At 73.9% G+C, this 22,354-nt stretch carries 18 protein-coding genes; 3 read left to right on the top strand and 15 right to left on the bottom strand.

The window, feature by feature from the left end; translation table 11 throughout:
* Positions 1-144: 144 nt before the first annotated feature.
* From AC0B61_RS10170 to AC0B61_RS10155, 4 genes are all read right to left on the bottom strand, one after another.
* Positions 145-1,989 carry an LCP family protein gene (locus tag AC0B61_RS10170; protein ID WP_471740175.1) on the bottom strand — a complete coding sequence of 615 codons (1,845 nt, stop codon included), beginning with the start codon at positions 1,987-1,989 and terminating at the stop codon, positions 145-147.
* Between the two features lie 41 nt (positions 1,990-2,030).
* The gene (gene nadD / locus AC0B61_RS10165; RefSeq protein WP_471740174.1) at positions 2,031-2,663 is read right to left on the bottom strand and encodes a nicotinate-nucleotide adenylyltransferase; all 633 of its coding nucleotides are present in this window, start codon (positions 2,661-2,663) and stop codon (positions 2,031-2,033) included.
* Positions 2,664-2,786: 123 nt separating this feature from the next.
* Entirely contained in the window at positions 2,787-2,942 is a 156-nt protein-coding gene (locus AC0B61_RS10160; RefSeq protein WP_471740173.1) for a hypothetical protein, read from the bottom strand.
* A 152-nt stretch (positions 2,943-3,094) separates the two neighbouring features.
* On the bottom strand, positions 3,095-3,241 hold the full coding sequence (locus AC0B61_RS10155; protein ID WP_471740172.1) for a hypothetical protein: 147 nt from the start codon (positions 3,239-3,241) through the stop codon (positions 3,095-3,097).
* Between the two features lie 248 nt (positions 3,242-3,489).
* On the opposite strand from AC0B61_RS10155, the gene AC0B61_RS10150 reads away from it, so the two are divergent.
* On the top strand, positions 3,490-4,605 hold the full coding sequence (locus AC0B61_RS10150; RefSeq protein WP_471740171.1) for a M48 family metallopeptidase: 1,116 nt from the start codon (positions 3,490-3,492) through the stop codon (positions 4,603-4,605).
* A 128-nt stretch (positions 4,606-4,733) separates the two neighbouring features.
* Here AC0B61_RS10150 and AC0B61_RS10145 read toward each other — a convergent pair whose 3' ends face one another.
* From AC0B61_RS10145 to proB, 5 genes are all read right to left on the bottom strand, one after another.
* Positions 4,734-5,795, bottom strand: coding sequence for an SCO2583 family membrane protein (locus AC0B61_RS10145; protein ID WP_471740170.1), 1,062 nt, complete (start codon positions 5,793-5,795; stop codon positions 4,734-4,736).
* Positions 5,796-5,922: 127 nt separating this feature from the next.
* On the bottom strand, positions 5,923-6,507 hold the full coding sequence (locus AC0B61_RS10140) for an SCO2584 family spore wall biosynthesis protein (protein ID WP_471740169.1): 585 nt from the start codon (positions 6,505-6,507) through the stop codon (positions 5,923-5,925).
* An 89-nt stretch (positions 6,508-6,596) separates the two neighbouring features.
* Entirely contained in the window at positions 6,597-7,919 is a 1,323-nt protein-coding gene (locus AC0B61_RS10135) for a glutamate-5-semialdehyde dehydrogenase (protein ID WP_471740168.1), read from the bottom strand.
* A 116-nt stretch (positions 7,920-8,035) separates the two neighbouring features.
* Positions 8,036-8,560: a hypothetical protein gene (locus AC0B61_RS10130; RefSeq protein WP_471740167.1), complete on the bottom strand. Its 525-nt coding sequence runs from the start codon at positions 8,558-8,560 to the stop codon at positions 8,036-8,038.
* Positions 8,561-8,732: 172 nt separating this feature from the next.
* Positions 8,733-9,869 (bottom strand): glutamate 5-kinase, encoded by a 1,137-nt coding sequence (proB, locus tag AC0B61_RS10125; RefSeq protein WP_471740166.1) that lies wholly within the window; start codon positions 9,867-9,869, stop codon positions 8,733-8,735.
* A gap of 315 nt (positions 9,870-10,184) precedes the next feature.
* On the opposite strand from proB, the gene AC0B61_RS10120 reads away from it, so the two are divergent.
* Complete coding sequence (locus AC0B61_RS10120; RefSeq protein ID WP_471740165.1) at positions 10,185-10,949, top strand: hypothetical protein; 765 nt, start codon at positions 10,185-10,187, stop codon at positions 10,947-10,949.
* An 83-nt stretch (positions 10,950-11,032) separates the two neighbouring features.
* Here the strand turns inward: AC0B61_RS10120 and obgE are convergent, their stop codons facing one another.
* The 6 genes from obgE to AC0B61_RS10090 all read right to left on the bottom strand — a co-directional run bounded on the left by obgE (position 11,033) and on the right by AC0B61_RS10090 (position 20,543).
* Entirely contained in the window at positions 11,033-12,511 is a 1,479-nt protein-coding gene (gene obgE / locus AC0B61_RS10115) for a GTPase ObgE (RefSeq protein ID WP_471740164.1), read from the bottom strand.
* A 119-nt stretch (positions 12,512-12,630) separates the two neighbouring features.
* Positions 12,631-12,888, bottom strand: a complete 258-nt coding sequence (gene rpmA, locus AC0B61_RS10110; protein ID WP_030058248.1) for a 50S ribosomal protein L27 — start codon at positions 12,886-12,888, stop codon at positions 12,631-12,633.
* A gap of 14 nt (positions 12,889-12,902) precedes the next feature.
* Entirely contained in the window at positions 12,903-13,220 is a 318-nt protein-coding gene (rplU, locus tag AC0B61_RS10105; RefSeq protein WP_030233759.1) for a 50S ribosomal protein L21, read from the bottom strand.
* 229 nt (positions 13,221-13,449) lie between these two features.
* On the bottom strand, positions 13,450-17,079 hold the full coding sequence (locus AC0B61_RS10100; RefSeq protein ID WP_471740163.1) for an Rne/Rng family ribonuclease: 3,630 nt from the start codon (positions 17,077-17,079) through the stop codon (positions 13,450-13,452).
* 400 nt (positions 17,080-17,479) lie between these two features.
* The gene (locus tag AC0B61_RS10095) at positions 17,480-18,280 is read right to left on the bottom strand and encodes a TIGR03936 family radical SAM-associated protein (RefSeq protein WP_471740162.1); all 801 of its coding nucleotides are present in this window, start codon (positions 18,278-18,280) and stop codon (positions 17,480-17,482) included.
* A 310-nt stretch (positions 18,281-18,590) separates the two neighbouring features.
* Positions 18,591-20,543 (bottom strand): TIGR03960 family B12-binding radical SAM protein, encoded by a 1,953-nt coding sequence (locus AC0B61_RS10090; protein ID WP_471740161.1) that lies wholly within the window; start codon positions 20,541-20,543, stop codon positions 18,591-18,593.
* Between the two features lie 447 nt (positions 20,544-20,990).
* Here AC0B61_RS10090 and AC0B61_RS10085 point away from each other — a divergent pair, with 447 nt between their 5' ends.
* The gene (locus AC0B61_RS10085) at positions 20,991-22,283 is read left to right on the top strand and encodes a M14 family zinc carboxypeptidase (RefSeq protein WP_471740160.1); all 1,293 of its coding nucleotides are present in this window, start codon (positions 20,991-20,993) and stop codon (positions 22,281-22,283) included.
* Positions 22,284-22,354: the final 71 nt, after the last annotated feature.

Raw genomic sequence — 22,354 nt, 5'->3', positions numbered from 1 at the left:
GGTCGCCTTCCAGGATCTCACGCCGTCCGGGCGGGCCCGGAACCGTTTTCCGGGGCCGCCCGGCTGTCGCGCCGCCCCGGGCCCGGCCGCCGTGGGCGGGCCCACCGGGCCGGGTCGCCGCCCGGCGGGCCCGCCCGGGCCGGGCTACTGGGTCTTCGGTGCCTGGTAGTCCTTGCCGAGCACGACCAGCAGGTCCGCGTTCTGGGTGTCGCCGGTCACCTTCTTCACCGCCGTGTCCGGCAGGCCGAGACTGGTCGCCAGGGACTTCGCGGCGCCCTGGCGGGCGTCGTCGGTGTAGCGGATCTCACTGGCGGCCTGCGCGGCGGTCTTGGCGCCGCCCGGGATGAAGGTCAGGCCCGAGTTGACGATCTGGACCTGTGCCGCGGCCGCCGCCGCGTCGTTGCCGCTGGCGTCCTGCAGCGCGACCCGGGCCGGGGCGTTGCCGCCGGTCGCGGACTTCACGGTGCCGCCCAGCACGTCCTTGACCTGCTTGCCCGCGGTGGCCTCGTCCAGGCTGCCGTCCGGTTTGACGGTCAGCGCGGTGGTGCCGAAGTGGCCGTCCTTCGCCTGCTGGGCGAGCTGGGCGAGCACCCCGGCGAGGGCGTCCTCGGGCAGCGAGGGGTCGAGCACCGCGTTCATCCGGTGCACGTCGTCCTTGGCGTCCTTGAAGTCGGTCGGCATGGTGCGCACCACCGCGTCCATGACCTGCCCGAACCGCGACAGCTGGGCGTCCCGGTTCTCGCCGGGGTTCTGCAGGGTGGCGTACGCGACCGCGGCCTTGCCGCTGAGCATGGTGTTCTTCCCGGCCGCCGAGAGCAGCTTGCCGTCCGGCTTGCCGCCCTCGTGGGTCTCGGCGTTGGTGTCCACCCGGACGCCGCCGAGCTGGGAGACCAGCAGTTCCAGGTACGGGGTGTCCAGCCGCCAGGTGCCGGCCACCGGGGCGCCGAGCACGGTGGACAGGCCGTCGCGGGTCGCCGAGGCGCCGATGGTGTCCATGGCCTGGCCGACGGTGGTGACCGGCGGGTCGCCGGGGTTGGGCAGCCGCAGGGTGTCGGGCAGCAGCAGCACGGTGCCCTTCTTGCCGGAGGCGTCGTCGACCAGCAGCGCGCTGGACACCTTGCCCTGCAGGTCGCGCAGGTGGACGACGTTGACCTGCCGCCCGCCGGCCGCGCCGGCCGCGGTCGGCTTGCCGCCGGTGAACCACAGGTAGCCGCCGACGCCGGCCGCCGCGACCGCCGCCACCACACCGAGGCCGACCAGCCGGTTGCGCAGCTTGCGGCGGCGCTCGGCGCGCACCTCACTGCGGGACTCGGCGAACTTCAACCAGTCGATGACGTCCTCGGTCTCCTCCGCCTCCTCGTCGACGAAGGTGAACTCGCCCGTGGTGTAGCTGTCCCTGGGCGCCTTGCTCCCGGCCTTGCCGGAGCGCGCCCCGGCGACCTGCTCGGACGGCGCCTCGGGCTTGGTCGGCGCCGCCTCCGCGGCGGGCCGGGACACCCGCGGACGGGGCGGCACGGCCGCGGCGGGCGCGGCGGGCCCGGGCCGCGACTCGTCGACGGCAGGCTCGGCGGCCTGGTACGGCTGCTGGTACCCCTCGTACCCCTGGTAGCCCTCGTTCCCCTGGTACCCCTGCTGCTGGTAGCCGCCGTACGGCTCCTGCTGGTACACGGGCTGCCCGTACTGGTCGTACTGGTCGTACTGCTGCGGCTGCTCGTACGACTGCTGCTGCGGGAACGCCCCGGCCTGCCCGGCCTGGACGGCCTGCTGGTACCCGTCGTTCCCCTGGTGCCCCTGGTACCCCTGCTGCGGGTAGCCGCCGTACGGCTCCTGCCGGTACACGGGCTGCCCGTACTGGTCGTACTGCTGCGGCTGCTCGTACGACTCGTACGGCTCGTAGGGCTGCTGCGGCTGCCGGTACCCCTGCTGCGGTTGCTGGTACTGCCCGGTGGACCAGTCCTCCGGCTGCTGCCCGCCGTTGCGGTCGCTCATGCGCCCACCTCGCTACGCTCGCTCACTGCCCCGCTCCCGACTCAGGTGCCGCGCGGCGCGTACAGCGCCCGCTTGTCGATGTAACGGACCACGCCGTCCGGGACGAGGTACCAGACCGGCTCGCCCTTGGCGACCCGGTCGCGGCAGTCCGTGGAGGAGATGGCCAGTGCCGGGACCTCCACCAGGGAGACCCCGCCCACCGGGAGCCCGGCGTCCGACAGCGTGTGCCCGGGGCGGGTGCATCCGATGAAGTGGGCCAGCGAGAAGAGTTCGTCGGAGTCGCGCCAGGACAGGATCTGGGCGAGCGCGTCGGCGCCGGTGATGAAGAAGAGGTCGGCGTCCGGGTGCAGGGCGTGCAGGTCGCGCAGGGTGTCGACGGTGTAGGTCGGGCCCTCGCGGTCGATGTCGATCCGGCTGACCGAGAACTGCGGGTTCTCGGCGGTCGCGATGACCGTCATCAGGTAGCGGTCCTCGGCCGGGGTGACGTGGCGGTCGCTCTTCTGCCACGGCTGTCCGGTCGGGACGAAGATCACCTCGTCCAGGCGGAACGCGCTCGCCACCTCGCTGGCGGCGACCAGGTGGCCGTGGTGGATCGGGTCGAAGGTGCCGCCCATCACGCCGAGGCGCTTCTTCACCGGTGCCGGTCCGCCGGGATTCCCGGCCTGCTCTCCCATGCCGCCACACCTTACGCGACGCCCGTTACGGTGCGGGAACGCCCGTGTGGGGGTTGTCCGCAGATGCGTGAGGGAGCGGCCGGCCGGTGGCCGGACGCTCCCCTGGCGGTCCGCGGAGCGGGCTCAGCGGTCCCGGTTGAAGCGCGTGGTGACGAAGAGCAGGACCAGCAGGATCACCAGGGCGGCGCCACCCGTCAGGAGCGGGTTCAGGCTGTCGTGGTTGCCCCCGTCGCTCTCGGCGAGCAGGTTCAGAACGGGGAGTGCGGCTGCAGTGCTCATGGTCGGCGGGACCTTCTCGGCTCGGTGAACGGACCTGGGGGTTGTTCCGGGCCGTCGGGGGCCCACCCGCCATCGTACGGGGGGTGGCGCGGCAACCGCTCGGCGGCCCACCGCCGCTGACCGGGCGTGAGCCGGCGGGTGCCGCTCCCGGCCTAGTTGCCGCGGAAGGCGCGGGCCATGATCCAGACCAGCAGGCCGATGCCCACGAAGGAGGCGACCACGATGATGCGCAGGAAGAGGCCCGGGCCGGCCTCGTCGGAGATGGGCGCGGCCAGGCTGACAAGCGTGTCGGTGGACATTGCGGGGCTCCTCGAACTGCTCGGTACCGCGGCCGTGTCCGGTCTCGGTCGTCCAGGGCATTCAGGGTAAACCGGCCTCACACCGGCGCCCGTCACCGGCCCCGGCGGCGCGGCCGGGCCCGCCCGTACGCCGAGCCCGGGGACGAGTACGCAACCGCGGACGTTGCACAGGCAGTCGTTGCAGGCGAAGACCAGCGGGGGGCCGGCCAGCGGGCCGCGGCCGCCGTCGACCAGGAGGTACCCAGACCATGACCGACACGACCGCGAAGACCCCGAGCCGCCGCCGCGAGCGTTTCCCCGGCATCTCCACCCGGGCCTGGGAGCACCCGGCGGACCGCTCGGCGCTGGTCGCCCTGCGCAGGCTGTCCGGCTTCGACGACATCCTGAAGAAGCTCGCCGGCCTGGTGTCCGAGCGCGCGATCCGGCTGATGTTCCTGGCCACCGCCGTGAAGACGTCCGAGCGCCAGTTCCCCGAGCTGCACGCGATGGTGCGCGACGCCGCCTACATCCTCGACCTGGAGCAGGTCCCGGACCTGTACGTCACCCAGGACCCGACGGTCAACGCGTTCACCATCGGCATCGACACCCCGATCATCGTGGTCACCAGCGGCCTGGTCGAGCTGCTCGACGAGGAGGAGCTGCGCTCGGTCATCGGCCACGAGGTCGGCCACGCGATGTCCGGCCACGCGGTCTACCGGACGATGCTGATGATCCTCACCAACATCGCCACCCGGATCGCCTGGGTGCCGCTCGGCAACCTGGCGATCACGGCTGTCATCACCGCGCTCAAGGAGTGGTTCCGCAAGGCGGAGCTGTCCAGCGACCGGGCGGGCCTGCTCGCCGGGCAGGACCTCCAGGCGTCCATGCGGGCCCTGATGAAGCTGGCCGGCGGGCACAACCTGGCGGAGATGAACGTCGACGCCTTCCTCGAGCAGGCCGAGGAGTACGAGAAGGCCGGCGACCTGCGCGACGGCGTGCTCAAGCTGCTGCAGGTGCTGCCGCAGACCCACCCCTTCGCGGTGGTCCGGGTCGCCCAGCTGAAGAAGTGGGCGGAGAGCGACGAGTACCGCTCGATCATGACGGGTGCCTACCCGCGCCGCGCGGACGACCCGGACGCCTCGGTCGGCGAGCAGTGGAAGGCCGCCGCCGACCACTACACGACCTCGGTGAAGGAGAGCAAGGACCCGCTGATGGGCCTGCTGCGGGACGTCGCCGGCGGCGCCGCGACCGTGGGTGGCAAGCTCCGCGACACCTTCACCGGCGCCGGCCGCGGCGCCTCGAACGGCTCGAACGGCTCGAACGGCTCCGACAGCTCGACCGGCTCAAGCGGCTCGACGGGCTCCGCCGACCGCAGCGACGGCTGAGCCCGAACACCTCCGACCGAGCACTGCCCCGAACGCCGCGGACGGCCGATGACCCGCCCAGGTCACCGGCCGTCCGCGTCTCCGGTCGCCTTCCGCCCCGCCCTCCGCCCCCACCCCGGTGCGAGGCCTCAGCTCCCCGCCAGCACCCCGCACACCTGCCAGGCCGGCCGGGCGTGGTTGCCGGGGTCGATCGCGCTCGGCGGCGCGACCGCCGTACCCTGCGCGGTGGCCAGCACCGGCTGCAGGAAGCCCGCCATCGAGGTGCCGCAGGGTTCCGGCCCGGCCTGCAGCACCGAGTCGACCAGCCGCAGCTGCGCCGAGGCGAGGTCGACCCGGTCGAACTGGAAGGTCAGCTGCCGCCGTACGGTCTCCAGGGTCACCGGTGCTCCGGCCGGGGCTCCGGCGGGCTTCAGGGCGTAGACGAAGGTGTGGTCGGTGGTGATCTGCAGCGTCCCGCTGTCCACGTCGTCGATCCGCATCGCGCCGGCCACCTTCACGGTGTTCGAGGCCAGGGCGACCTGCGCCGGGTCGAAGCGCACCACCCAGCCCGTCACCGCGTGGTGCCGGTCGTCCACCGGCTGGGCCACGCCGGCGTCGAACTCCGCCTGCTCACCCGGTGTGACGAAGGAGCGCACGTCCGCGGTCGCGCCCTGGACGAGCGCGGCCGGGGACAGCGAGGAGGCGACCAGGTAGCGCTGGACGGTGTCGAGCGCCTTGGTCACCTCGACCCGGCTGAAGTGCTCGGTGGCGGCGCCGGTCGGGGTGTTCAGCCCGATCGTGCCGTCCCCGTACCCGGCCGGCAGCGCGGCGAAGGGGTCGGCCGGGTCGGCCACCGGGTGGACGGCCGAAGTCGGGCTCAACGCGACGAGGCTGACGGTCAGTTGGCTGCCTTCGGGCCGGGCCGGGATGCCCTTCGGCGAGCTGACCCCGAAGTACACCGCGGCCCCGAAGGCGAGCAGGACGAGCAGCAGCAGGGCGAGCGCCTGGCGCGGGACGGTGCCCAGCGGGCCGAGCCGCACCCGCTGCCGGGTGGCCTTGCCGAAGGAGCCGGCCAGCCGCTCCCGGGCGGACAGCTCCTGGATCCGGGCAGCGCGGACGAACGATTCGTCGAAGACGACGGACCGGAATTCGTCCTCGTTGCCGGAACCGCCCTCGGGCGTACCCTCAGGAGGCTCTCGCGGGTCACCCATAACACCAGGGTAGGCGGACACTCACGCCACCACGAGGGCCCTTGCGCAGATTCCCGGGGACGCTCCGTGACCACCCGCCCGGGGCGTACGCCCGCGCAGCATCCGAGCGGACGACCGGCCGCGGCGGCTAGCCCGCGGGTGCGGTGACCACCGGCGAGGGCTCGGCCGGCGCGGGCCGCGGGTCGACCCCGGCGCTGCTGCTCCGGGGCTGCGGTCTGCGGGTCGTGCCCGGGGAGCCGCCCACGCCCTGGTAGATCGCCGCGACCGCCACCGCGACCAGGCTCACGCCCATGATCACGGCGAGCACCCAGGCCACCGGCCGGTGCCAGCGCTGCTGGGCGACGTACCGGCCGCGGGCGCGCACCGGGTCGTAGCCGCGCCGCCACCGGCGCCGGCCCTGGCGGCCGGCCGGCCGGCCCGGGCCCGACCACGGGTCGGGGTAGAGGTGGTCCGCGTCGAGTCCGGTCGGGTACGGGCGCAGCTCCAGCGGGAGCCCGTCACCGGCCGGGACGTCATGGCCCCAGCCCGGACCCGCGCTGTCCGACTCGAACCGGGCCTCGGCGGCGGCGAGTTGCCGCTCCTTGGCGGTCGGCTCGTGCACGGCGGCGGACCGGACGAAGGCCTCATCGAAGACCACGGTGGCGAACTCGTCGTCCGCACCACCGTGGTCGGCGCCGTCGGGGTACGGCAAGCCCCCCACATCCTCAGCCACGGATTCAGCGTATTACCGGCCGGGCGTTTTGTCTGTGGCTCCCGGCAGTTGGTCCGTCACCCGTGTGACGGACCGGCCGCACGCCGCGCTCAGCGGGCGTCCGGGGCCGCGCCGACGGTCTGCGTCGCCTCGCCGCGGACGTGGCCGTCACCAGTGACGATGTACTTGGTGCTGGTCAGCTCGGGCAGGCCCATCGGGCCTCGGGCGTGCAGCTTCTGGGTGGAGATGCCGATCTCCGCGCCGAAGCCGAACTCGCCGCCGTCGGTGAAGCGGGTGGAGGCGTTGACGGCCACGGTGGTGGAGTCGACCAGTCGGGTGAAGCGGCGGGCGGCGGCCTGCGAGGTGGTGACGATCGCCTCGGTGTGGCCGGAGGACCAGCGGCGGATGTGCTCGACGGCGGCTTCCAGCGAGGGCACCACGGCCGCGGCCAGGTCCAGCGAGAGGTACTCGGCGCCCCAGTCCTCGTCGGTCGCGGGCACCACGGTGGCCGGGCCGCCCTCGGCGGCCTTGAGCACCGCCTCGTCGCCGTGCACGGTCACCCCGGCCTCGGCCAAAGCCGCCAGCGCGAGCGGCAGGAAGGCGTCCGCGACGTCCTGGTGGACGAGCAGGGTCTCGGCCGCGTTGCAGACGCTGACCCGCTGCGCCTTGGAGTTCAGCAGGATGCCGACGGCCATCGCCAGGTCGGTCTCGGCGTCCACGTAGACGTGGCAGTTGCCGGTACCGGTCTCGATCACCGGCACCGTCGAGCCCTCGACCACGGTGCGGATCAGCGCGGCGCCGCCGCGCGGGATCAGCACGTCGACGTAGCCGCGGGCACGCATCAGCTCCTGCACGGAGTCGCGACTCTCGCCCGGCACCAGCTGGACCGCGTCGGCGGGCAGCCCGGCCGCGGCGACGGCGTCCCGCAGGACGGCGACCAGCGCGGTGTTGGAGCGGTAGGCCGAGGCCGAGCCGCGCAGCAGCACCGCGTTGCCGGACTTGAGGCAGAGCGCGGCGGCGTCCACGGTGACGTTCGGCCGGGCCTCGTAAATGATGCCGACCACGCCGAGCGGCACCCGGACCTGCCGGACGTCCAGGCCGTTCGGCAGGGTGTAGCCGCGCACCACCTCGCCGACCGGGTCGGGCAGGCCGACCACGTCGCGCACGTCGGAGGCGATGGCGGCGATCCGCTCGTCGGTGAGGGTGAGCCGGTCGATCACCGATTCGGCCGTTCCGGCCTCCCGGGCCCGGGCCACGTCCTCGGCGTTGGCCGTGACGATCTCGGCGCTGCGGGCCACCAGGGCGTCCGCGACCGCCAGCAGCGCGGTGTCCTTCGCCCGGCGCGGCAGCGGGGCGAGCGCGGCGGCGGCCTCCCGGGCTCGGCGCGCTACGGCGAGGACGGGGCTGTCGGCGGTGGCGAGGTCGCTGGTCATGCCGCCAAGGGTAGCGACTGCGGCCGACCCGTCCGGGCGCCATTTCGCCCGGTGAGACGCCGTCGGGTCGGGCCCGGCCCGACCGGGCTGCCCGCCCCGCCACCGCTGCGACCGGCTCAGTACGGGTGCACCCCGCCCAGATGCGGCGTCGGGTTGCCGAAGCCCTCGGCCACCCGCTTGTGGTACGTCGCCCGGTCGACGACCTCCAGCCCGACGATCTCCCACGGCGGCAGGTTCGCGGTGACCTTGTGCTCGCCCCACAGCCGTAGCGCGATCGCCGCCGCGTCGTGCAGGTCCCGGGCCTGCTCCCAGTAGCGGATCTCGGCGTGGTCGGCCGCGTAGCGGGCGGTCAGGAAGAACGAGTGGTCGTGCGCCAGCTGCTCCAGTGAGGCGCGCAGCGAGGGCAGCGGGGTGACCTGCCCGGCCACGCTCAGCACCACGTGCCACAGCCGCGCCTGCTCGGGCACGGTGGGCGGCTGCGCCGCGTCCGTGCGCTGGGGCCGCACCCCGCGCGCCCCGCCGGGCCCCCGGGACGGCGGACCGGCCGGCTCGGCGGGCGTGTTCCCGCGTCCGCCGTCGATGCTGGTCAGCCGCCGGCCCGCCGTCCCTCCGGTCAGCGCTGCCTCGCGCCTGCGTTCCACCGGCGGCCTCCTGTTCGGCGATGTCCTGTCGTCCCCCACCGTCCCCGCCGGCCCTCGGCCGACCGGTACGGCTGCGCCCCTCGTCGCCCGTGGCCGGGCCGCTCCCGTACGGAGCGGCCCGTCGTCCGCGCTGCACCGATCGACCGGCGGCCGGTGCCGGCCTGCCGGCCGGTCAGCCGCGCAGAACGACCAGGTCGTCGCGGTGGACGACCTCGCGCTCGTACGCGGCGCCGAACTCCTGGGCCAGGTCGCGGGTGGACCGGCCGAGCAGGCGGGGCAACTCCCTCGCATCAAAGTTGACCAGTCCGCGAGCCACGATGTGGCCGTTTTCGGCAAGAAGGTCCACCGGATCACCCGCGGCGAACTCCCCGTCGACCTTGGTGACGCCGGCCGGCAGCAGCGAGGCGCCGCCGGAGACGACCGCCTCGACGGCGCCCGCGTCCAGGTGCAGGGTGCCGCGCGGGCTGCTGGCGTGGGCCAGCCAGAGCAGCCGGTCGGAGGTGCGGGCGCCGGTGCGCGCGAAGAGCGTGCCGGTGGGGCGGCCGGCCAGCGCGTCGGCGGCCTGGCTGGCCGCGGTGAGCACCACCGGGATGCCCGCGCCGGTGGCGATCCGGGCCGCCTCGACCTTGGTGACCATGCCGCCGGTGCCGACTCCGGCCTTGCCCGCGCTGCCGATCTCGATGCCGTCGAGGTCGTGCGGGCCGCTGACCCGGTCGATCCGGCTGGTGCCGGGGCGGGACGGGTCGCCGTCGTACAGGCCGTCCACGTCGGAGAGCAGCACCAGCAGGTCGGCCCGGACGAGGTGGGCGACCAGCGCGGCGAGCCGGTCGTTGTCGCCGAACTTGATTTCGGCGGTGGCGACGGTGTCGTTCTCGTTGACGACCGGCATCGCGCCCATCGCCAGCAGCTGGTCCAGGGTGCGGTAGGCGTTGCGGTAGTGCGCGCGCCGGCTGGCGTCCTCGGCGGTCAGCAGCACCTGGCCGACCCGGATGCCGTACCGGGCGAAGGAGGCGGTGTACCGGGCGACCAGCAGGCCCTGGCCGACGCTGGCGGCGGCCTGCTGGCGGGCGAGGTCCTTGGGCCGCCGGTCCAGGCCGAGCGGGGCGAGTCCGGCGGCGATGGCGCCGGAGGAGACGAGGACGACTTCCGGCGCCTCGGGGCGGCTGCGCACCTTGGCGAGCGCGTCCACCAGGGCGTCGACGCGGTCGGCGTCCAGGCCGCCGGCTGCCGTGGTGAGTGAGGAGGAGCCGACCTTGACCACGATCCGCCGTGCGGTCAGCACCTCCTCCCGCAGAGGGTCCTGGCTCATCTCGCTGTACGCCCTTCCGGTGTGGTGCGGGTACGGCGGGCCCGGGGCCCGGCCGTCACCCCCGAAATCTACGCGATTCGCGCAGGTCCCCCGCCGGCTGTTTCACCGGCTGGACCCGGCCTGGTCACGGGCCCGCCACAGCCCGGTCGGCAATCCGGATGGCTGGTATGGTCCCTGACCGAAAGCCAGATCGGGGGACGGCTTCTTGCCCGCTGGACCCATGTCGTCTTCGACCCTTCCTGCCACGACAGGGCGGCGCCGCACTGGGCAGGCCGGCAACGGTTCGCGGTCGCGTGCCCAGGAGAAAAGCGCACCATGCGTTCGTATACCACCAAGCTGACCGTCGCCGCCCTTGCGGCGGCCACCGCCCTGTCGCTCGCGGCCTGCGGCCCGGACAACTCCGACCCGTCGACCGGCACCGGCGGTGCCACCGGGGCCGCACCGGCGCCGACCAGCGGTGCCCCGGGCGCCACCCCCGGTTCGGCCGGCGGTTCGACCGCCGCCCCGTCGGGTGCGGCCACGGGCGGGGCCACCGGCGGCGCGACCGCCGGCGGTGCCACGGGCGGGGCCGGCACGGCCGGTGCCGCGGGTGGCGGGGCCGGCGGCGGCAAGCTGCCGCAGGCCGGCGCCTCCGTGAAGTTCGGCCAGCCCGCCACCGTGGACTTCGTCGACAAGACCTCGAACACCAACGCCAAGCTGGAGTTCACCGTCACCGGCGTCGTGCCCGGCTCGCTCAAGGACTTCCAGGACGCCAAGGCCAACACCGCCGGTCTGGAGGGCCGTGCGCTGTTCTACGTCAGCTGGACCATGAAGAACCTCGGGGACACCAAGCTGAGCTTCAGCGCCCCCGATTCCAAGTTCAAGGTCTACGACGCCTCGGGCAGCACCGCGACGTTCGCCAACCCGGTCGGCTCGACCCCGGTCGCCAAGTGCACCACCCCGAGCTTCTCGGGTGCCACCAAGGGCGTCGAGTTCAAGGGCTGCGACATCGTCAGCTTCCAGGCCGGCGGTTCCCCGGTGATGGTCGGCTACGGCGACTCGACCGACCTCAGCAAGGTCCAGGCCGCCTGGACCAAGTGACGCCCCGGCGCCCTGTGCACGCGGACGGCCCCCGCCACCTCGACAGGTGGCGGGGGCCGTCCGGGTCAGCCGCTCGGGGCGGCTCAGTCCTCGTCGTCGTCGCCCTCGATGGCGGCCGGGCGGCCGCTGGAGAGCGCCTCGAAGGCGAGGAACTCGGCCTCGGCCGCGTCCCGGCCCTTCTGCTTCTCGCGGCGGCGGTCGACCGCCGGGCGCTGGGTCTCCATGCGGTGGTCCTCACCGCGGCGGCCGAGCATCTCGGCGCCGGCGGCCATGGTCGGCTCCCAGTCGAAGACGACGGCGTTGTCGTCCGGGCCGATGATGACGGTGTCGCCCTCGTGCGCCCCGACCTTCCACAGCTTCTCCTCGACACCGAGGCGGGCCAGCCGGTCGGCGAGGTAGCCGACGGCCTCGTCGTTGCTGAAGTCGGTCTGGCGGACCCAGCGCTCCGGCTTGACGCCGCGGATGCGGAAGGCGCCGTCCTCCTCGGTGATGGTGAAGCCGGCGTCGTCGACGGCCTTGGGCCGCAGCACGATCCGGGTGGACTCCTCGACCGGCTTGGCGGCGCGCGCGTCGGCGACGATCTTCGCCAGCGCGAAGTTCAGCTCGCGCAGGCCCTTGCGGGAGGCGGCGGAGACCTCGAAGACCTGGTAGCCGCGCTCCTCCAGGGAGGCGCGGGTCAGGTCGGCGATGTCCTGGCCGTCCGGGACGTCCACCTTGTTGAGCGCGACCAGGCGGGGGCGGTCGTCCAGGCCGCCGTACTCGGCGAGCTCGGCCTCGATGGTCTCCAGGTCGGTCAGCGGGTCGCGGCCGGGCTCCAGGGTGGCGCAGTCCAGCACGTGCACCAGCACCGAACAGCGCTCGACGTGGCGCAGGAACTCCAGGCCCAGGCCCCGGCCCTGGCTGGCGCCCGGGATCAGGCCGGGCACGTCGGCGACGGTGTAGACGGTGTCGCCCGCGGTGACCACGCCGAGGTTCGGGATCAGGGTCGTGAACGGGTAGTCCGCGATCTTCGGCTTGGCGGCGGAGAGCACCGAGATCAGCGAGGACTTGCCGGCGCTCGGGTAGCCCACCAGGGCCACGTCGGCGACGGACTTGAGCTCCATGACGATGTCACGGGCCTCACCGGGCTCGCCGAGCAGTGCGAAGCCGGGCGCCTTGCGGCGGGCCGAGGCCAGCGCCGAGTTGCCGAGGCCGCCGCGGCCGCCCTGCGCGGCGACGAAGCTGGTGCCGTGGCCGACCAGGTCGGCCAGCACGTTGCCGTTGCGGTCCAGCACCACGGTGCCGTCCGGCACGAAGAGGACGAGGTCCTCGCCGTCCGCGCCGGTGCGGTGGGCGCCCGCGCCCGGCTTGCCGTTGGTGGCCTTGCGCTTGGGCGAGTGGTGGTACTCCAGCAGGGTGGTGACCTGGGAGTCCACGGTGAGGATGACACTGCCGCCCTCACCGCCGTTGCCGCCGTCAGGCCCGCCGAGGGGCTTGAACTTCTCGCGGTGCACGGAGGCGCAGCCGTGGCCCCCGTTACCCGCGGCGACGTGAAGTTCGACGCGGTCCACGAAGGTGGTCATGGGTGTGCCTCCAGTGCGAGAGTCTGCTTGCTACCTGCGTAAAGCGTGAAGGGCGGACCGGATAATTCCGGCCCACCCCTCACTGTGAGTCTTCAGCCGACTCGGGAGTCCGCGGGGACTCAGGCCTCGACGGCCACGATGTTGACGACCTTGCGGCCGCGACGGTTGCCGAACTGCACGGCACCGGCGGTCAGCGCGAACAGGGTGTCGTCGCCACCGCGACCGACGCCCGCACCCGGGTGGAAGTGGGTGCCGCGCTGGCGGACGAGGATCTCGCCGGCCGAGACGACCTGGCCGCCGAAGCGCTTCACGCCGAGGCGCTGGGCGTTCGAGTCACGGCCGTTACGGGTAGAGCTTGCGCCCTTCTTGTGTGCCATATCTCGCTATCCCCTTACTTGCTGACCGAGTCGATGCTGGTGATGCGCACCGCGGTGTGCTTCTGGCGGTGGCCCTGACGGCGGCGGTAGCCGGTCTTGTTCTTGTAACGCAGGATGACGATCTTGTCACCCTTGGTCTGGTCGACCACCTCGGCGTGAGCCTTCACGCCGGCCAGGACCCACGGGTCGGAGGTGACAGCGTCACCGTCGACGACGAGGATGGTCGAGAGCTCGACCGAGTCACCCGGCTTGGCCTCAATACGGTCGATCTCCAGCACGTCGCCGACGGCGACCTTGTGCTGGCGGCCGCCTGCGCGAACGATCGCGTACATGCGGTACCTGCTTTCCTTGCTCGGTCGGAACCCCCGACGCCAGCCACCTGGGTACGGACACAGGAGCCTCTCCCCGTCACGCCGCGCGGACGCGGCGACCCCGGGAAGGTGATGTGCTCGGGAGCAATGGCGTAGACACGCCGATGGTCAAGAATACGGACCGGCCGCCCAGGGGGCAAACCGGCCCGTACGACCCGGGGCGGGATTGCTCCCGCCCCGGGCGTGGGCACTACTCGGCTGCCGTATCACCCTCGGCGGCCGCGGCCTTCTTGGCCGCCGCGCTCGTCCGCTTGGTGGCGGTCTTGCGGGCGGTGGTCTTCTTGGCCGCCGTGGTCGTCTTCTTGGCGGCGGTCTTCTTCGCGGCGGTCTTGCGGGCGGCCCGCTTCTTCGGCGCCGGCGCCTCCTCGGCCTCGGCGGCCTCGGTCTCAGCGGCGGGAGCCTCCTCGGCGGACTCGGCCGCCTCCGCGGCCGGGGTCTCGACGACCGCGGCCTCCGCGACGACGACCGGCTCGGCCGGCGCCTCGACGGCGGCCTGCGCGACGACCGGTGCGGCGGCCTCCAGGGCCGCCTCCAGGGCCGCCTCGGCCTTCGCCTGCAGCACCACGATCTCCGCGGTGTCCGGCGAACCGGCCGGAGCGGTCGCCTTGCGCACCGCACGGCGGCGCGGGCGGCCCGTCGGAGCGGCCGGGGCCACCTCGGCGACCGGAGCCTCGACGGCCGGAGCCTCGGCAACGACCTCGACGCCCGGGACCTCCAGGGCCAGCTGGCCCTCGATCTCCTCGTGCACCGGCTCCGCCGCCAGCTCGGCGACGGCCTCCAGCGCGGCCTGCGCGACCTCCTCGGCGGCCTCGGCCACCGCGGCCTCGACGCCCTGCGGCTCCTCGTGGGCCGCGCCGCCCTTGCCCCGGCGACGGCGCTTGCCGCTGCCCGAGGCGGCCTCGCCCGCGACGGCGGCCGGGGTGTGGACGTGGGCGCTCGGCTGCTCCATGTGGACGATCACGCCGCGGCCGTTGCAGTGCACGCACGGCTCGGAGAAGGACTCCAGCAGGCCCTGGCCGACCCGCTTGCGGGTCATCTGCACCAGGCCCAGCGACGTGACCTCGGCCACCTGGTGCTTGGTCCGGTCCCGGCCCAGGCACTCCAGCAGGCGGCGCAGCACCAGGTCCCGGTTGGACTCCAGCACCATGTCGATGAAGTCGATCACGATGATGCCGCCGAGGTCGCGCAGCCGCAGCTGGCGCACGATCTCCTCGGCCGCCTCGATGTTGTTGCGGGTGACCGTCTCCTCCAGGTTGCCGCCCTGGCCGACGAACTTCCCGGTGTTGACGTCGATGACGACCATCGCCTCGGTGCGGTCGATCACCAGCGAACCGCCGCTGGGCAGCCAGACCTTGCGGTCCAGCGCCTTCATCAGCTGCTCGTCGATCCGGTAGGTGGCGAACACGTCCACCTCGGAGGTCCACCGCTGGAGCCGCTCGGCGAGGTCCGGGGCCACGTTGGCGACGTACTCGTGGATGGTCTTCCACGCCTCGTCGCCGGAGACGATGACCTTGGTGAAGTCCTCGTTGAAGATGTCGCGGACGACCCGGACGGTCATGTCCGGCTCGCCGTACAGCAGCGCCGGGGCGTTGCCGGAGGCGGCCTTCTTCTGGATGTCCTCCCACTGCTGCTGCAGCCGCTGGACGTCGCGGGTCAGCTCGTCCTCGGAAGCGCCCTCGGCGGCGGTGCGCACGATGACGCCCGCGTCGTCCGGGACGATCTTCTTGAGGATCTGCTTCAGCCGGGCGCGCTCGTTCTCCGGCAGCTTGCGCGAGATGCCGGTCATCGAGCCCTCGGGCACGTACACCAGGTAGCGGCCGGGCAGCGAGATCTGGCTGGTCAGGCGGGCGCCCTTGTGGCCGATCGGGTCCTTGGAGACCTGCACCAGCACGGACTGGCCGGACTTCAGCACCGACTCGATCCGGCGCGGGCCGCCGTGGCCGCCCAGCGCGCCGAAGTTGACCTCACCGGCGTACAGCACCGCGTTGCGGCCCTTGCCGATGTCGACGAAGGCGGCCTCCATCGACGGCAGCACGTTCTGGACCTTGCCCAGGTACACGTTGCCGACGTACGAGGTGGCCTGCTCCTTGTTGACGTAGTGCTCGACCAGCACGCCGTCCTCCAGCACGCCGATCTGGGTGCGCTGGCCGTTCTGGCGCACCACCATGACGCGCTCGACGGACTCGCGGCGGGCCAGGAACTCGGCCTCGGTGATGATCGGCACCCGGCGGCGGCCCAGCTCGCGGCCCTCGCGGCGGCGCTGCTTCTTCGCCTCCAGACGGGTCGAGCCCTTGATGGACTGCACCTCGTCCGGGTCGAACGACGGCTCGGTCGAACGGCGGCGCGGCTCGCGCACCTTCACCACCGTGCGGACGCCGTCCTCGGTGGTCTCGGCGGTCTCGACGGCACCGGCCTCACCACTGCGGCGGCGACGGCGACGGCGGCGACGGGACGAGGACAGGCCGGCGGCCAGATCGTCGTCATCCGCCTCCTCGTCCTCGTCGTCGACGACCGCGACCGGCTCCTCGGCGGCGGGCTGCTCGACCTCGGCGGCCTCGAAGTCCTCGGCCTCGCCACGGCGACGGCGGCGGCCGCCCCGGCGGCGACGGCGCGACGGACGGCCGTCCTCCTCCCACTCGCCCTCGGTCTCCGGACCGGCGGCGGGGGCCTCGACGGCGGGCGCCTCGACGGCAGGGGCCTCGACCCGCACCGGGGCGACCCGCGCGGGGGCGGCCGGCGGCTGAACGACCGGCGCCTTGGCAACCGGGGCCTTGGCGACCGGGGTCTTGGCGACGGGCGCCGCGGCGGCCGGCTTGCGGCGGCCCGACTCGACCCGGGTACGGACCCGGCGGCGGCGGCCGACGCCGCTGTACTCGTACTCGTCCTCCTCCGAGCGCCCGGTCGCGGCCGGGGCCTCGACCGGCGCGGGAGCGACGGGTGCCGGGGCGGCGGCGGGCTGCTGCTGCTGCTGCTGCTGCTGCTGCTGCGTGGACGACGCGGTGTAGGGGGCGGGTTCCTGGAACACCGGCGCCTGGAAGACCGCGGTCGCCGGACGGACGGCGCGGCGGCGCACCCGGTGGTGCGGCTCGGCCTCGGCGACCGGGGCGGGAGCGGCGGCGGGCTCGGCCACCGGCTCGGCGGCCTCCTCCTCGGGCTCCTCCGCGGTGGCGGGCTCCTCGGCCTGCGGCTCCTCGACCGGGGCCTCGACGACCGGGGCGGCCTCGACCACGCGACGGCGGCGGGCCCGGCGGGCCGGAGCCGCGGGGGCCTCCTCGGCCGCCGGCTCGGCGACGACGGGGGCGGGGGTCTCGACGGCCGGCGTCTCGGCGGCGGGGGCCTCGGCCTCGGCGGCGGGCGCACCGGCGGGCGACTCGGCACGCTTGCGGGCGCGACGGGCCCGGACCGGCTTCTCGGCCTTCTCGCCCTGCTCGTCGTCGGCCTTCTCAGCCTTCACGGCCTTCTCGGCCTTGGCGGCCGGCTCCTCGACCGGTGCCTCGTCGGGCTGCGGCGCGGTGACCACGATCGAGGTCGTCTCCGGCGCTCCGGCCGGGGCCTCGGCACGCTTGCGGGCGCGGCGGGCCCGGACCGGCTTCTCGGCTGCCGCCTCGACGGCCGGAGCCGGGGCGGTCTCGACCGCCGGCGCCTCGGCCGGCAGGACGGTCTCCGCCGCCTCGGCGGCGGCCCCCTGCGGGGTGCCCGCCGGGCGGGACACCGCACGGCGACGGCGGCGCGGCGGCGCGGCGGACGCGCCCTCGCCCCCGGTCCCGGCGGTTTCGTTCTGGTCCGTGGCCGCAGTCTGCGGATCGGTGTTATCGAGCATGCGGGTGGATCTCCCGTCAGGCCCCCGGGCTCCGCATCCGGGCACGGCACGGCACCCGTGGACGGCCGGCATCTCGACGATGCGCGGGCCGGACCCATTCAGAGTGCCGCCGTGCGGACGCGAGGCCGCACAGGGGCTCGTAGTCTCGCTCGGCGCCCCGCGCTTCGGCGGGGTGTCGAAAGTCTTCTGGCCTGACCAGTCTTCTGAAAGTTTTCCCAAGCTGAGCCGTCCCCCAACCCCGGGTGGCTCCCGGACGGGGCCCCGGGCCCACCGACCGTCCTGGTCGGCAGGCCCCGGGTAACAGGCCTGTGCTGCGACGACGCTCGCTCCCCTGGGGAGCTGCGGGAACCCTGGAGGACCGTCGGGGCCCAGTGAGGCACTGGAACCCGGCCTCCGCCCGCTAGGCGGGCGCGGTAGCGCGCGGCCCGGCGCCCGGCTCCGAGCCGGCCAGGGCCGCGGCGCGGTCGAGCGCCAGCGGGTCGGTCACCGTGCCGGTCTCCTCGTCGAGCGGCCCCTGCGCCAGCCTGGTCACCTCTGCGGGGACCGGCGGCGCCAGGTCGGCCGTCGCACGGAGACCGGACAATACGTCGTCGGGTCGTACGGCGGGTGTGGCGTGTCGTACTACCAGGCGCAGTATCGCACAGGGACGGCCGGTCCGAACATCGTGGGCCGTTCCGGCCTCCGTGTCCGCACCGTCATCGACCTGGGGCGGGGCGACTTCGAGCGCCGCCACCGCGCCGCGCGCGTCGAAGACCCGCACGCCGTTCTTGGTGAGGCGTTCGACCTCGACCCGCTCCTCGGCGAGGAACCGCGCGGCCGCACGGGCCGCCTCGTCCGGCTCGACACCGTCCAGCCGGACCAGCCACTCGGAGGCCTCCAGGCGCTCCACGAAGTTCGGCGTCCGCACCTCGACCGCGTCGATCACGTCCAGGCCCGCCGGCAGCGACGCGTCCAACTGCGCCCGCAGTTGCTCGGGGTCGCGCACGGCGGCGAGGCCGATCTCCAGGTACTCCGCCTCGCTCGCCACCCCGGTCGGGGCCGCGTTGGCGTAGGAGACCTTCGGGTGCGGGGTGAAGCCGGCCGAGTAGGCCATCGGAACGGCGGACCGGCGCAGGGCGCGCTCGAAGGCGCGCTGGAAGTCGCGGTGGCTGGTGAAACGGAGCCGGCCGCGCTTGGTGTAGCGGAGACGAATCCGCTGCACCGTCGGTGCGGGCGGCGGACCGTCGGGCGTACGGCGTGCCAGGGTCGCTCAGTCCTTAGTCAGTTGTCCCCGTCCGGCGTGGCGCATTCCCGCCACTGTCCGGACGCTGTCACCCCAAAGGGTACGCGCCCCACCGACCCGCTCGCTCCGCCCCTGGTCAGAGCAGGTGTTCAGCCCGAGTGCCCCGGCCCGGCCGGCCAAACAGGAGCGGGAGCCCGTCCGGGGCGCAGACCGACTGCGCCCGGGACGAGCTCCCGCTCACCTCCACGAGGCCGTGAAACACGTCACACGGCTCTCCCGCCGTGTCACCTCACGCGTCGGCCTTCGGCCGGTCCGCCGCGTTGACGACCGTCAGCGGCAGCATCTTCTTGCCGGTCGGGCCGATCTGGATGTGGGTGTCCATCTGCGGACACACCCCGCAGTCGAAGCACGGGGTCCAGCGGCAGTCGTCGACCTCGACCTCCTCCAGGGCGTCCTGCCAGTCCTCCCAGAGCCAGTCCTTGTCGAGGCCGCTGTCCAGGTGGTCCCAGGGCAGCACCTCCTCGTAGGTGCGCTCGCGGGTGGTGTACCAGTCGACGTCGACGCCGGTGCCGGCCAGGCCCTTCTCGGCGCAGGCCATCCAGCGGTCGTACGAGAAGTACTCGCGCCAGCCGTCGAAGCGGCCGCCGTCCTCGTAGACCGCGCGGATGACGGCGCCGATCCGGCGGTCGCCGCGGGAGAGCAGGCCCTCGACGATGCCCGGCTTGCCGTCGTGGTAGCGGTAGCCGATGTTCTTGCCGTACTTGCGGTCGCCGCGGATCGAGTCGCGCAGCTTGGCCAGGCGGGCGTCGGTGGCCTCGGCGGACAGCTGCGGGGCCCACTGGAACGGGGTGTGCGGCTTGGGCACGAACCCGCCGATGGAGACGGTGCAGCGGATGTCGTTCTGGCCGGTGACCTCGCGGCCCTTCTGGATGACGTTCTTCGCCATCTCGCCGATCTGCAGCACGTCGTCGTCGGTCTCGGTCGGCAGGCCGCACATGAAGTACAGCTTCACCTGGCGCCAGCCGTTGCCGTAGGCGGTGGCGACGGTGCGGATCAGGTCCTCCTCCGACACCATCTTGTTGATCACCTTGCGCATGCGCTCGCTGCCGCCCTCGGGGGCGAAGGTGAGGCCCGAGCGGCGGCCGTTGCGGGACAGCTCGTTGGCGAGGTCGATGTTGAAGGCGTCGACGCGGGTGGACGGCAGCGACAGGCCGATCTTGTCCTCGGTGTAGCGGTCGGCCAGGCCCTTGGCGATGTCGCCGATCTCGGTGTGGTCGGCGCTGGACAGCGACAGCAGGCCGACCTCCTCGAAGCCGGTCGCCTTGAGTCCGCGCTCGACCATCTCGCCGATGCCGGTGATGCTTCGCTCCCGCACGGGGCGCGTGATCATGCCGGCCTGGCAGAAGCGGCAGCCGCGGGTGCAGCCGCGGAAGATCTCCACGGACATCCGCTCGTGCACCGTCTCCGCGAGCGGGACCAGGGGCTGCTTGGGGTACGGCCACTCGTCCAGGTCCATCACGGTGTGCTTGGACACCCGCCACGGCACGCCGGGGGCGTTCGGCACGACGCGGCCGATCCGGCCGTCGGCCAGGTACTCCACGTCGTAGAACCTCGGCACGTACACGCTGCCGGTGCGGGCCAGGCGCAGCAGCACCTCGTCGCGCCCGCCCGGGCGGCCCTCGGCCTTCCAGGCGCGGACGATCTCGGTGATGTCGAGCACGGCCTGTTCGCCGTCGCCGACCACCGCGGCGTCCAGGAAGTCCGCGATGGGCTCCGGGTTGAAGGCGGCGTGGCCGCCGGCGAGGACGATCGGGTCCTCGTCGGTGCGGTCCTTGGCCTCCAGCGGGATGCCGGCCAGGTCGAGCGCGGTCAGCATGTTGGTGTAGCCGAGCTCGGTGGAGAAGGACAGGCCGAACACGTCGAAGGCCTTCACCGGGCGGTGGGCGTCCACGGTGAACTGCGGGACGCCGTGCTCGCGCATCAGCGCCTCGAGGTCCGGCCAGACGCTGTAGGTGCGTTCGGCCAGGACGCCCTCGCGCTCGTTCAGCACCTCGTAGAGGATCATGACGCCCTGGTTGGGCAGGCCCACCTCGTAGGCGTCGGGGTACATCAGCGCCCAACGGACGTCGCAGGCGTCCCAGTCCTTGACGGTCGAGTTGAGCTCGCCGCCGACGTACTGGATCGGCTTCTGGACGTGCGGGAGGAGTGCCTCCAGGCGTGGGAAGACCGATTCGACAGTCATGTACTAGGAACCCTTACGACGTGATTCGGTGCCGCGGACCGGCACGGGAGGGGTGACCCTCAAGGGTAGCCCAATCCGGGGAACGGACCGTCTGCCCCGGATCCCGGGCCTTCCGTGCTCCGGCGTGACCCGCCCCCGGCGGCACCCGCCGGGCACCCGCCCGGCACGCGCGGTGCGCGCCCGCCGGCCCGCGCCGTCCGCCGTTGACACGCCCGGACGGCCCGTGCGGTACTGACAGGGCCCCGCCAAGGCCGCCGGACCCCTTCTGCACCCCTTCCGGACAAGGGAGTTGGGTCGTACGCTCAGGCCCTCGCCGGAGTCCCCCCGGCGCCGCCCGCTCCCGCTCCCCACCCACGCACCGCCCGTACACCCCGCCCGCACGCCGTGCCCGGTGGCGCACCCGCACGCCCGCGCCCCGGCGGCCGTCCGACCGGCGCAAGGAGAACCATGAGCGACACCGGCCGGCGGATCCGCCCCCTCCGGACGTCCGACACCCGGCCGGTCCGCTACCCGACGCCGGCCCAGGCCGAGTGCGCAGCCCGTCGGCTCGCCCTGCGCCACGCGGACCGCTGCCGGCTGCGCGAGGTGGGCCGGTCCCGGGCCGGGCGGCCGCTGCTGCTGCTCTCCGTCGACCGCGGCCCGCGCGCCGTGCTGGTCGTCGGCGGCCCGCACCCCAACGAGCCGATCGGCACCGCCGGGGCGGTCCGGCTCGCCGAGGTGCTGCTGGAACGCCCCGCCCGCCCCGGCCTCTCCTGGCACCTGCTGCTCTGCCTCGACCCGGACGGCGCCGCGCTCAACGCCGGCTGGCTCGACGGCCCGCTCACCATGCGCCGCCACTACGAGCACTTCTTCCGCCCCGCCTTCGAGGAGCAGCCCGAACTGCTGCCCGCCCCGGGCTCCGGCCGCCCGCCGATGCCGGAGAGCGTGGCGCTGACCGGCCTCATCGACGAACTGCGCCCGTTCCTGCAGTGCTCGCTGCACGGGGTGGACTTCGGCGGCTCCTTCGTCCAGCTCACCGGCCCCGTCCCCGGCCTGGCCGAGCGCTTCGCCCGCTCCGCCGGACGGGCCGGCCTCCCGCTGGACGTGGACTCGTACGACGCGATCGGCTGGACCAGCCCCGCCCCCGGCACCTACCTGATGCCGGCTCCCGGCAGCACCGGGGTCTCCCGGGCGCTGCCGGACGAGCCCGAGCTCTCCACCTGGTCCTACGCCGCCCGGTACGGCGCGGTCACCGCCGTCCTGGAGGTCCCGATGTGGGCCGTCGACGCGGTCGGCGACGGCCGCCCCCACCCCGCCGGCCCGCAGGCCCTCGGCGCCGCCGCCCGCGACCTCACCGCCCGCGCCGAGGAGCTCGCCGCCCTGCTCGCCGGTATCCCCGCACCGGGCCGCGAGGCGCACGGCCCGCTGGTGCGCACCGCCGAGTTCAGTCTGGCGGTCGCCCCGCGGGTGGCCGCGGAATGGCTGGACCGCTGGCCCGCCCAGCCGCTCACCTCCTCCCGGGTGACCACCGCCGGCCTGGTCGCGGCCCGTCTGCCGCTGCGCGTCGCCTCGGTCCTGCTGCGCCTCCTCGCCGACGCCCGGGGGCCGGCCGCCGACGCCGCCCGTGACCGCGCCCGCGCCGTCGTCGCCGACAGCCTCGACCGGCTGCGCCACCGCTTCGGCGCGCGCTGGGTGCCCGTGCAGGAGCAGCTCGCCCACCAGACCCGCGCCGTCCTCACCACCGCCGACTGCCTGCTCTGACCCCTGACCGACCGCGCCGACCGGGGCATGTCCGACCGAATCGGCCTGTGGGGCACGGGTGTTGGGGCGGT

It is taken from the genome of Kitasatospora sp. NPDC023385, from assembly GCF_055664045.1.
Note: the sequence above shows the minus strand (reverse complement) of the source record. Positions and strands in the feature narration are given on the sequence as shown.